General features: G+C 37.9%; 6 protein-coding genes. All 6 read right to left on the minus strand.

The genetic code is table 11. The features are described 5' to 3' along the window. Positions 1-403: 403 nt before the first annotated feature. Complete coding sequence (locus AB1414_07325; GenBank protein ID MEW6607252.1) at positions 404-1,078, minus strand: lysophospholipid acyltransferase family protein; 675 nt, start codon at positions 1,076-1,078, stop codon at positions 404-406. Positions 1,079-1,126: 48 nt separating this feature from the next. Beyond that, a complete protein-coding gene (locus tag AB1414_07330) occupies positions 1,127-2,044 on the minus strand; it encodes a PorV/PorQ family protein (protein MEW6607253.1) in 918 nt (305 codons plus the stop codon). 61 nt (positions 2,045-2,105) lie between these two features. After that, on the minus strand, positions 2,106-2,528 hold the full coding sequence (locus AB1414_07335; GenBank protein MEW6607254.1) for a hypothetical protein: 423 nt from the start codon (positions 2,526-2,528) through the stop codon (positions 2,106-2,108). Next, positions 2,509-2,709, minus strand: a complete 201-nt coding sequence (locus tag AB1414_07340; protein ID MEW6607255.1) for a hypothetical protein — start codon at positions 2,707-2,709, stop codon at positions 2,509-2,511. The genes AB1414_07335 and AB1414_07340 overlap by 20 nt, the downstream gene beginning before the upstream one ends. A gap of 148 nt (positions 2,710-2,857) precedes the next feature. After that, positions 2,858-10,249 (minus strand): PQQ-binding-like beta-propeller repeat protein, encoded by a 7,392-nt coding sequence (locus tag AB1414_07345; GenBank protein ID MEW6607256.1) that lies wholly within the window; start codon positions 10,247-10,249, stop codon positions 2,858-2,860. A 778-nt stretch (positions 10,250-11,027) separates the two neighbouring features. Further along, positions 11,028-12,371 carry a sialidase family protein gene (locus tag AB1414_07350; protein MEW6607257.1) on the minus strand — a complete coding sequence of 448 codons (1,344 nt, stop codon included), beginning with the start codon at positions 12,369-12,371 and terminating at the stop codon, positions 11,028-11,030. Positions 12,372-12,982 lie beyond the last annotated feature (611 nt).

Below are 12,982 nucleotides of genomic sequence, written 5' to 3' on the forward strand. Positions count from 1 at the left end.
AAAAACTCAAAATGCCTAAAACAAAAATAAGGTGTAGAGTTATAGAGATAAGTCGTAGAGTCTTTTCTTAAGTAAAAAAATAAAAAAAAGCTTGACACTTTACATAACAGAACACAGAGAGAATATAGTAGTTATTAGTCAAATTTTACTCAGGGTGGATAAATAAAAAATCCCAAATCCCAAGCACCAAATCCCAAATAAGCACCAAATTTCAAGTAATAAATACCAAACTATGGGAGGTAATGTTTTGAATTTTGGTCATTCGAATTTGTTTGGAATTTGTGATTTGGAATTTCATAGCCCTATCTATGTCAAATTTCGATTAATAAGTGCTATAATTCGTGTCCTTATGTGGCTAATTTCTCTAATTCTCTGTGAACTCTGTGCCTCTGTGGCTGACCGCTTACCAAAATTCATCTGCTTGTTCAGTGATAGCATTTAACTTTTGCTTTAATATTTGACTCTCCTCGCTTACATCTTTTTTTTCAGATATCTGGTATGGTTTCCCAAAAATTATTATTCCTTGAGTAAAAGGATACGGGATTTGAAATTTATCCCATGCCTTTTCCAATATCCACTTTTTTTTAACCGCAGTGGTTAATGGGACAATGTATGCCTTTTTCTTTTTTGCAAGAGATATTATTCCTTCTTTTGGTTCATAAATAGGTCCTGTTGGTCCATCAACAGCAAATCCAAAATCATCACCCTGTTTTGTTTGCTTTATCAGTTCTAATAATGCTCTTGTCCCGCCTCTTGTTGTTGAACCACGAAATATCCTGCATCCAAATTTTTTTAAAATCTTGCTTTGATATTCTCCATCACGACTTAAACTAACCATTATCACAATCTGGCGATGACTCATATATGGCACCAGAAGGAATTGTCTCCCATGCCAGAAGGCATAAATCAAAGTTTTTCCTTCTTGTTTTAATTGCCTGATATTTTCTTCTCCAATAACTTTTATTTTTAAGGTGTTATAAAGTAATTTAATCAGTAAATGTGCTAAAAAAGGGATAATCAAGTTTAAAAACTTTTGTTTCACTAATATACTTTTATCATAAATTTTCCCTCTTGTCAAGGGAAAAAAGTATAACTCCTAATCATCTAACACTCCAATTGTCCCGGCTCATCTCACATCAAATCTAAAAGTAACCGCAAGGCGGTGGGTATTGCCCAATTCATCATAAGGCACAAAGGCATAATCTACCTGGTAATGTTTGATATTGCATCCAAATCCGCAGGTAATTCCCGTGCCAAAGTCTTTAAATATCTGTGAATTAAATCCACCACGCAAGGCAACTAAGTTTCTAAACCATAATTCAACCCCAAGATTCATCTTCCAATTATTATCTATTGGTTTTGTTAAATCACAGGTAACCGCTAATGGTTGTTCTTTAAATCGATAGGCACTACCCAATTTAAGGGTTAATGGTAAGCTATCTCCTTCAACCGCAAATTTTATCTTTGGTCCCACATTTTGAAGAACGGTAGCTAAAGTCAAACCTTCCATTGGCGTCTGGTATAATTGACCAATATCAATTGCAAATGAGGATGCTTCTTCTTGTTCTATCTTTTGCACAATCCCTTTAATTGTCATACCAATGCAGATAGATTCAGTGATAATCGAGGAATAACTGAAGGCGAAGGCAGTATCTCTGCCAGAGAAATTACCGGTGCTTTCATCTGGCGAATCGGCATAACCAGGAATTTTCCCTGCATCTAAGTAGATGATATTAAAACCCATTGCCTTTTTGCTGGAAACCGGGAAGGCAAACCCCAGAAACCCATGACCAATGCCTTCAAACCAATCATTATATACCGTAGATATTTCAGGTTTAGTCAGTTGTGTTAAGCCCGCGGGATTCCAATAGACAGCGGTAATGTCATCGGCTAAGGCAGAAAATCCTTCACCCATAGCCACCGCTCTGGCACCAACACCTATCTTTAAAAAAGGCACACCTGCCGTCCCTTTAGATGATTTTGCCCAACAGTTACTTGTGATTAGAATAAGTGAACTTATTAAAATTAATAGTTTATACCTCATTTATTTCTCTCCTTTTTGAAAGCGTTTGGGTTCTTCTATTTGAACGCTGATATCTGAATGCTTACTCTTTTTTTACCAGTTGTAATACTTCTAAGTCTACCTGGTCTTGTTTACGATTTAAACTTTGTTTATTTTTTATTAATTCCTTGATGCCAATAAAAAATACCTTTTCTTTTCCATAGATTCCAACCTCTTTCCCAACCCACACTTCTTTGAAACTACAACCTTCAATAGAGGTTATTATATCTACTCTGACAGGTTCATAGCCTAATTGAATAATTTTACCTGATTGAGCAAAATCAGATGCTTTCAATTCTAAACTTTCAAATCCAAATTCATTTAGTGTTTTGATAATTCTTTTACTATTTGCAAGAGTAGGTTCTACCAAAATATCTATATCCTTTGTATATCTTGGTTTAGCATAAAAGGCGACTGCATACGCTCCAACAATGCAGTATTTCACCTTATTTTTGTTCAATAACATTAATAACTCTTCGAAATCTTTTTCTATCCTCATTCTTTGTCCCAATAAGTTTATAATAGCATTCCCTTAAAAGTTGAACTGTTTCCAACCTTTCTTTAGCGGTCATTTTTAAATAATAATCCCTATCAAATTGTTCTGCATCTGCAAATGAATCTGTCTTGTTAATCCAAATTTTTTTCATTACCTTTTCCCTGAAAATAGTTTTTGCCACAGAGACACAGAGAACACAGAGAAATTATTTATGTTCTTCTTCTGAAAATCGGGGTTCGGGGTTCGGATTTCGGGGTTAGGGGATTCTTTTATTCCCGAGTCCCGAGTCCCGAGCCCCTTTATTTTATTATCGCCACTTTCCCACTTACCTTTTCGCCTTTTTCATTTGTAATAATATAGATGTATACGCCCGAGGCGATTCTTTCACCAGCATTATTGACTATAGGCCAGAAATATGGATTATCTGTAATATCATCTTTATTAAATACCAATTCCCCTGCAATATTGTATATCCATAGATTTACTTTACCAGATAGGTTGTAAAATTTAACTTCTTTATGTCCCTCTCGGAGTTTAAATGGATTTGGATAGACAATGACACTTTTGAGATTAGTTATTGGTGCGGCAACAACAAAGATTGACAATTGATTAACCTCATAGGCGGTAACTAAATCCTTATCCTTATCTACTATCTGTTTTCCTGGCACCAACTCAAAATGGTCTCCAGCAAGTCTATAGATGCGGTATGCCAGGTCATCATCTTCATTCTTCATATCCGGGTCAGAATACGGCAGAGTAATAATAAGAGACTTACCTGTAACTGGTTGAGTTCCTTTTCCATAATAATCTTTTTCCAATGCCAGTAGTTCTCGTCCAGAATTACTTAAAATACTACTTATAATCGGAGAAGCCTTTGATAGGTCCGTTTGCGGTGGGTTCACCTGACGAATAGTAAAGGTAACAGTTGAGTTAAATGCACCTATTGGTATTTCAATCACGGTTTGACCACTCTCTAAATTAGAAAGTATGCCCTTTTGGGGATTATTTAGTGCGATAATTGTCTTTGTCGCTGGATTAACTACCTCTAATTGGTCAACAATCCGAATGCCGTCAGAAGAGTTGCAGAAATCACTCCAGGTTCCTACTAAATTCATTGCACGGAGACGATAATAATATGTCTCTCCTTTTGTTCTATTGGTTATTTCAAAATACTCTGTATTACCCGCAATAGCATTACTCAATGTTGTCCAGTTAATCATATCCCGACTTTCTTGTAATTCATACAGGGCTATTCCTGATTGGGCATCATCCCACCCTTGCCAGTAAACCATATAATTTCCATCCAGATCAGCATCAAGGTCGGTTGTCAAACTTCCTTCTGTTGGTGGCGAACCAATTGCAGGTGGCGTCAGGTCAATCGTATTGGTAACTTCATTAGTTACACTCATTGTTCCGGCAAAAGTGATTTCCGCCTGATTACTTACCTTTGTTGGTGTGCCAATAACCATTGCTTTAAATGTTACACTTCCTGATGCATTCATCTTAACCTGCCCAATATTCCAGGTAATCGTTCCGTTAGAATATTTTCCACTACAATAGATACCCGCAGGTATTTTAATCGCACTCAACAGTGGATTTACCCCGGCTTCCTGCAGTTCAATTATCGCCCCTTCTAAACTCTGAAAAGTAAATTTATCAGTAAGAGAATCATAAAAAATATTTATCCTTGCCGTCAAGTTGTTATTTATCTCATCTATTAAATCTTGTATGCGATGATATGTTGTTATTAAGGATGAACTATATGTCCCCAAAGAGGTAACAATGGTAATATTTCCGTCTATGCCGTTTTCATTGAGTTGAGTCCAGCCATTGTCCACAGTTAGATTAAGAGTTTGTGGACCCGAGATTACCTCAGCATAACTTGTTACAGTGCAAACACTCAAGTGAGGGTCTAATCTATCTATTATCACCACATCCTCAGCATCCATCGAGCCGGTATTTTTGTAATTGATGGTATAAGTCAGGATTTTATTTAATGGAATACCATCTCTTGGGAAAACCTCTTTTCTGGAATATTTGAAGTCAGGTAGGGAAGTAACCGTTCCTATGACTTCATTTGTGGTGAAATCAGACATATACCTGGCTTTAATCGTGGCTTTATTTTTAATTAAGGTGCCATTTGGAAGTGGTGTTTTAATTTTTGCTTTGAAACTTACACTCCCGGGAATATCGACTTGACCCAGGTTCCATTTGATAATATTATTTTCATAAGTCGCATTAGGTTTTATTTCCTCCATAATTAAATTTGTATCAACCACATCCCAGATTTCAACATTAGTTGCCGTCATACTGCCCGTATTAACATAATTAATAACATAAGTTATAGACTTTCCCGGGCTGAAATTTCCAGTGCAGGTCTTAGACGATTGACTAAAATCAGGTGCAATGACGGTTAATGTCCCTGGTGTGGCTAATATTGGCGTAGAGATTTGATTAGAATTAAATACCGCAGTATTATTTGGGATAGGAGTGCCATTAGAAAGAGGCGATTTTACCTCAGATTCAAATTCCACTTTACCATTGCCATCTGGTGCAAGATTACTAATCTGCCAGGTAATCGTGCCTGATTCGTATTTACCACTATTTGCCGGACTGATATTTGTAAGATATGGACTTATCCTATCTTTAATATGGACTCCAGTTAGCGTATAACTTCCATTGTTTATGTATGAGATGGTGTATTTTAATTTATCCCCTGGAGTAACTGTTTCTTTAGATGGACTAACGACCTTGAATACAGTTATAATTTCTTTAATTATCTTATTGGTAACTTCATTGGTATTTCTACTTGAATTTATACTCCAGGAAAATTTAGCCACATTAGTAATCAAGGTATCCATCGGGGTATCAGTTCCTACCTTTACCTTGAGATAAACCTCGCCGCCAGAATTAGCACCAATTGTGCCCAAATCCCAGGTAACAGTGCCATTTGAGTGTATGCCAGGAGCACTTGCCAGAATATATTGTAGATATGGATTTAGCGTATCTTCAATCTTAAAATTCGTTGCCTCGCCTAATCCTTCGTTATAGAATTTGATGGTATAAGTAATTTCGTCACATACCTTAACCGTGCCAATAGGTGAATTTAGTTTTTTATTTATATCTGAATTACCAAAATCTGCGGATGAGGAGAAGGCGTAAATTGTGCCATCCGAAGAGGCAATATAAAGGATGCCATCAGCAATGGCTGGGGATGAATAGATTTGTTTAGGACTGCCCGTGTAGAATTTCCATAGTTCTGCGCCGGTTTCTTCATCCAGACCATAGATATAGCCGTTGTTGGCACCAAAGAAAACAACGCCGTTGGCTATGGCTGGTGAGGATTCAATTGGAGAACCAATGTAATGTGCCCATTTAGGTGTGCTATCTTGTTTTATCGCGTGTAAATATCCATCATTAGAACCACAAAATATGACATTATTAGCAATAGCCGGTGATGAACAAACTTTTTCATTGGTCTTATATCTCCATTTTTGTATTCCTGAAGAAGTATCAATTGCATAAATATAGCTATCATCTGAGCCAACATAGACAACGCCATCTTTGATAGCTGGGGATGAATATATTGCTCCCTTTGTGTCAAATCGCCATTTAAAGTCACCTGAGGTAGTTAGGCAATAAAGATTGCCATCCCCGGAGCCAAAATATACCCTGCCATTGGCAATTGCAGGTGAAGATTGAATTTCTCCAGCGGTTGGATAAGTCCATAATAACTCTGGTTTACTGGCATTTAGCGCAGAGAGATTTTTTCCACAACCAATATAGAGTTTTGCATCATCTACGGCTACAGACGAATAACGAACATTTCCACCTAATCCATAGCTCCATTTAAGCTCAGGATTTGTGCTCCAGCAAAAGACATTGCCATTAGAATCAGCTCCATAGAGTCTATCCTTGACCACAGCCGGGGTTGAGTCAATGCCCGATGTAGTGGCAAAACTACCAACTAAACTTCCAGATTGAGCATCAAAGGTGTATATCTTGTTATTAAATGAGGCAATATAAACTCTATCATCCGCAACGATAGGTGAAGAGAGGATTTTATTGCTCGGTTTGGCTCTCCATTTAAGTTCGAGTGGTGTCCGAATAATCTCCCGAAAATCATATCCCTCATGGCCAAGATTAAAATGAAACATAGGCCAATCATCACTTTCAGAATCAAGCACCGGAATAGTCACCACAACCTCATTAGTCTGCCACGCAAAAAGAGGAAAAGCAGTAATTGTGGCACTATTTCTAATCACTACCCCACCTGGCAATGGGCTAAAAACCGTTGCCTCAAATCGCACTTCACCACCACCATCAACTAATATTGTTCCTAAATTCCAGGTAATTATTCCGTTAGAATATACTCCATTATTAGAAATATTGGTGATATTGCAGAGATTAGGGTCGATGATGTCCGTAATCACTACATTTGTAGCGATGTCATTACCTGTATTTTTGTATTTAATCGTAAAACTCAGGATAGAGCCGGGTAAAACCTCTCCTTCTGGATAAACAGATTTTTCTGAAGTAGAAAAATCGGGAGCTCCGATAATATCACTGGTCGTTGTTACGCTATTGCTCATCTGAAGATAAGTCTGGTCAGATTTTATCGTGGCATAATTAGTAATATCTCCAATGTTCAGAACACGGACTTTAAATCCGACCTTTTGCCCTATATTTCCCTGTAATAATTCATTTCGTATCCACTTAATTCTCGTTGCCTGCGTAGAAAATATTTCAGTCCAGACACCATTAGTATTAGTAGCGTAAAGGATAGTATCAATACTTTCTCCTTGTGCTGGTTCTACCAATTCGGTCAAGGCTGGGATATCATCTGTAATTTCCACATTCGTGGCATTGAAATTACCACGATTACCGTATTCAATGGTGTAGGTAAGAATATCTTGAGGCGAGGCATGAGTTTTATCAACACTTTTCGTGATGTCCAGGTCAACTATCCCGCAAGAAAGAAATAGATTAACAAACCCTGCTTTATTGCCCACAATAAGGTCAAGTGAACAGGAATTATCATAATCCACTACCCATGGTGCGGCATTTTTCCCCACATCAATATCACCCTGTCCTTCAATCCTGATTTTTCGTCCTTTATCCAGAATAGGGTCTTTATCTGTGCCGATATTGAGGAAGAGCGTGATAAATCCATCAAAATCACCAATGACTAAATCTTTCTTATGGTCGCCATTATAATCAACCACAAAAGGAATAGCATTATATCCAACATCAATTTCTCCCGGAGATGTAGGGCTACCAAATGATGGATTTACATCTGTGCCTGTATTTAGATAAAGAAGGACATTTCCTGATTTATTTCCCACGACAAGGTCTTTTTTGTCATCATTATTCCAATCAACAACAACTGGTGTAGCATTATCACCGACATCAAGGTTTGTTGTTGGGCTACCGGCTTGGATTATAATCCCGGTGGCAAAAAGTGGGGCATTGTCTGACTGAATATTTCTAAAATAGATTACCTGACCAAGATTATTGCCAACAATTAAGTCTTTTTTTCCATCATTGTTCCAGTCTATCGGAAAAGGTCTGGCAAAGCCACCGGCATCCATATTTTCAGTAAGAGTGCCTTTTTCTGCACTTGTGCCATAGACCTTTAATTCAAAGCCACCAGTAAATATAGGCTCTTTATCTGTCCCGGAATTAAGAAACAATGTAACAAAGCCATTTTCATCACCGACAAGCAGGTCTTTACGATGGTCATTATTAAAGTCAATAATCGCTGGGGTAGAATACAGCCCGATTTGAAGTGGGGAAGGCGGTCCCTGAACCTTAGAAGAAGCACTGAATTGTGGTGGCTGGTATGGATAGTTATTTAAAAATATATCAATCGAGCCACATTCTACACCAACCAATAAATCCAAACCACCATCCTTATTCCAATCCATCACCAACGGTGCAGCCCTTTGCCCAACATCAATATCTAAATTACCGACTTTAATCTTTTGTCCCGGCTCAAAGGTTAAGATTCTATTTCCTATCAAAGGAATAAGTCCCTGCGTATTGGTGCCAGAAGTTACTACCCCTTTAAATAAAAAGACATTCCCCTCGCCATTGCCAATAATCAGGTCTTTTGTGCCATCACCATTCCAATCAGCGACCTGCGGCATAGCAAATTGACCAACATCAATAAAGTTACTTGAGGTTCCTGTAACTGCCTGTGAACCAATATTCATCCGGAACCCATAACCAAAAGTTGGAATATCATCACTACCATTATTTTTGAAAAACCAGACATTGCCCGGGTCATCACCGATGAAAAGATCTTTTTTGCCATCCTCGTCCAGATCAAACATAAAAGGACAAGCCGTATAACCAATATCAATCACAAATTCCTGTTGTTGAATTAATCCATTATAAAACAAAACTGTGTTATTGTCACCTACAATCCATGCATCTAATAGATCTTTGAAAAATACTGAGTAAAGATTTGCGGTTATATTTGGTAGTGAAATATCAATCCAGTTAGGATTAGCAAGGGTAAGTTCTAATACAGTCCCATCAGCACCTGCAATAAGACCATTTTCTGGGTCAATGAAATGAACGGAATATAGGTTTTTCTGTCGGGGTGAAGTAATTGACACCCAGACATTATTAACACACCTTAGTATAGTGCCTTCAGCACCTACTACCCATATTGTCGTTGTGCCTGGTGGAGAGGTAATGCTATATAAATCAGGAAGATTAGCAGGTAATCCTCCAACTATGGTCCAGGTTGTTCCACCATCGATAGTTTCAAGTATTAATCCATTTCCTGCATTTTTATTTCCTGCTATCCAACCGTGAAGTGAATCTTTAAAAAAGACGCAGTTTAGATCTACACCTACTCCAGAATTCTGAGTTGTCCAGCTACCATTATAATGTAGGATAGTTCCTCTATCTCCTACTGCCCAGCCATTATTAGCATCAACAAAAAAGACTGAATATAGGTTTGTTGGTGTGCCAGAAGTTTGAGATTCCCAGACTGGAAAACTTTGACCTTGTGGGATATAATAATGAAGAATGGTGCTGTTATTGCCAACTGCCCAACCTTCATTTTGACTCAGGAAATGAACACTATTTATATTTTGATTGGTAGGACTTTGTTGAGGCAACCAGGTATTTCCGCCATCAATAGTTTGAAAGATGACACCATTATCTCCAACTATCCACCCTGTCTCAGGGGTAACGAAATACACACTTCTTAAGGTATTATTGGAAAATGAAATTATTTCAGGTGGGCCAACATAAGGTGGTGAATCTGTCATAGGATATCTAACAATGGTTCCATTTTTATTTCCAACTATCAAATCGTAATAACTATCATTATCATAGTCAATAACAAAAGGTGTAGCGTAGTCACCTACATCAATAGGACCATTAGGGTCTTCAATCTGTTCGCCTGTGGTAAAGATGGGGTTAAACTCACTCCCTGTATTGCGGTAGAACCAAACATTGCCTTCACGGTCGCCGATGACTAAGTCTATTAGCCCATCTCCATCCCAATCGACTTCCCAATCAACTTGAGCGGGGGCAGCATTCCAGCCAATGTCCAACTCATAGGTCTGAATTTTCTTACCACCTTCATTAAATATCGGCATTGAGGCAAAAGAAAGATTAATTAATCCCACTAATAATAAGATAGTAACTAAAAAAATCTTTTTGGGTTTCATTTGTTTTTTTGCTCGCTATTTAAAATACCCTATCAGTATACAACATAGTCATTAAAAAGTCAAGGATTTTAAAAGTGAAACTTACCCATAAGTCTCAATTGGGTCGTATTTAACCGCAGAGACACAGAGGAAAAAAACAGAAAAATTACAGCAAAGGCGCAAGTGAGTCTAACAAAAATCCCTTTGTGAACTTTGCGTCTTGGCGAGAGAAAATTTCTATTTGATTCCCTACTGATATTTGAACCATTACCTTTAAATTTTTGAAAGTTTGCATTTTTTTCTCCGCGACTCTGTATCTCTGCGGTGTGAATTTCCTTTATATTTCATAGTATTCCAGAGATGTGGGTAAGTTTCACGAAACATTATTTACATGCAGCAATTTTTGGTGAAGATTATGATTATGGAGTACGGTGATTGTCCCTGCTTTCGGAGTAAGTAAAAAGCAAACCCACTGTAGCGTTCTCTAAATATATGTAACAAACTATGCATACTACTATGTATCTCCAACAAAATATTTCAGGATATCGTAATCAAACTCTCATCTACGAGATGGGTGGCTGAAGATAAGAAAAGGTGTCGCAGTTAAACCCTCGGCTAAAGCCAGGTGGAAATCTTCTACCGCACTTTAGTGACAGGGTCTTTTTTAGGGCTTTAGCCTTTCTATCCCACTTTAGTGGAGGGTAAATTTGCCTCTTAAATCATACTTAAACAAAACTATGTTTACTTAGAGAACGCTATACCAGACTGTCATTGACAGACGGGACATCTACCCTCTACTTCAAGGGGTAAACTTGAAAGATTCAATATCGGTAGTTAAAGACGCACCAGTGTTTGGATGAAGTAATCTACCAGGTACTTCATATTTACCTACTGGTTCATTACCGGTAAAGGTATAGGTGATAAGATTTAACGGACCAATCCCGCCTGCAGGAATAGTGAGATCATCCATCTTTATCAGCTGGAGATAGTTATTAGTAGGAAGCTTTATACAAATCCTTACATCAACCGTTGTATCAGAACCTGGATTATCTACCCTGACATCTATTTTTACTGTTTCCCCGGTTGTAAATGTCCCCTGGTTTAAGATAATGTTAATAGTGAATGATGGGGGAGGTGGGGAAAAAGTTCCTCTTTTATAATAAATCTCCATATTTCCATCTCGATTATCATCCCAGACTATATGTATCCCATTTGCATCTGAGGTAATCGCAGGTTCCCCAGAGACAGCTGAATTATTAGTCAATCGGACATCCAATCCCCATGTATTCCCTCCATCCTGACTACGCTTATAATAAATCTCCCAATTTCCATCTCGATCATCATACCAAACTATATGTATCCCATTTGCATCTGAGGTAATCGCAGGAGCCCGCGAGGTATTTAAAGCATTAGTCAACCGGACATCCGGTCCCCAGGTATTTCCTCCATCCTGACTCCGCTTATAATAAATCTCATAATTTCCATCTCGCTCATCCACCCAGACTATATGTATCCCATTTGCATCTGAGGTAATCGCCGGGACACCAGAGACAGCTAAAGCATTAGTCAACCGGACATCCGGTCCCCAGGTATTTCCTCCATCCTGACTCCGCTTATAATAAATCTCATAATTTCCATCTCGATAATCCACCCAGACTATATGTATCCCATTTGCATTTGAGGTAATCGCTGGATAGAAAGAGTAAGCTAAATTATCAGTCAACCGGACATCAGATTCCCAGGTATTTCCTCCATCCTGGCTACGCTTATAATAAATCTCCCAATTTCCATCTCGATAATCATACCAAACTATATGTATCCCATTTGCATCTGAGGTAATCGTCGGTTCCCCAGAGACAGCTGAATTATTAGTCAATCGGACATCCGGTCCCCAGGTATTTCCTCCATCCTGACTACGCTTATAATAAATCTCGTGATTTCCATCTCGAGTATCCCTCCAGACTATATGTATCCCATTTGCATCTGAGGTAATCGCTGGGAACTCAGAATAAGCTAAATTATTAGTCAATCGGACATCCGGTCCCCACACAGGTTCAGCACCAAAACATAGGTTTGTAATCGAGAATAACCCTATTAGTAAGACCCATAGTTTTAACCCCTTTTCTTTCTTTAAGATTTGCATAAGATAATCCTCCTTTTCCTTTTAAAAATATTACAAGTATTCTACTTGTGGTTTATATACTCAAGATAGAATCTTGAAATTAATTTATTATATCATATCACTGTTGTTTTTGTCAATCTAAATTTTTCTTCTATGTAATTCAGACAGTAAAATCTCATATTACAAGATTTTGTAACCGTTCAGGTAATATTTGTAAAAACAAGATTTCTTGCGTCTTTCGGTATTTATAATGTTCGTAGTAACCCGCTTTAGCGGGTGAATAACCGCATAAATGCGGTCACTACAAACCAGAATCTGAACGGTTACCTTCTCTGTATCATCTTCCCTAGTCGCACTACTCGACTTACTAATTTGCTGCGTTCCATGTTGAGATGATAAACCTTTTGACGCAGTTTGCTTAAATCTATGAATCATTCCCCATTTCAATATCTCATCTGTATTATATTATAAAGCATATCAGATTGTCAAGTAAAAAAAGGAGCGAGCCAGGGCAAACGCATCTAAATTCCACAATCAACTGTAGTTTATGATTTTACCAGCAGTTATAAAGCATTTAGAGCCTCCAGCCTTAAAAATGTGTTCACTCTTCTGATTTAATCAGCTTTTACGGT

It is taken from the genome of bacterium, assembly GCA_040755795.1.
Taxonomy (GTDB): Bacteria; UBA9089; CG2-30-40-21; order CG2-30-40-21; family SBAY01; genus JBFLXS01.

Excerpts from the sequence above, each read along its gene's own strand:
- AB1414_07330 (MEW6607253.1), bottom strand. The coding sequence starts at position 2,044 with ATGAGGTATAAACTATTAATTTTAATAAGTTCACTTATTCTAATCACA.
- AB1414_07335 (MEW6607254.1), bottom strand. The coding sequence starts at position 2,528 with ATGTTATTGAACAAAAATAAGGTGAAATACTGCATTGTTGGAGCGTAT.
- AB1414_07340 (MEW6607255.1), bottom strand. The coding sequence starts at position 2,709 with ATGAAAAAAATTTGGATTAACAAGACAGATTCATTTGCAGATGCAGAA.
- AB1414_07345 (MEW6607256.1), bottom strand. The coding sequence starts at position 10,249 with ATGAAACCCAAAAAGATTTTTTTAGTTACTATCTTATTATTAGTGGGA.
- AB1414_07350 (MEW6607257.1), bottom strand. The coding sequence starts at position 12,371 with ATGCAAATCTTAAAGAAAGAAAAGGGGTTAAAACTATGGGTCTTACTA.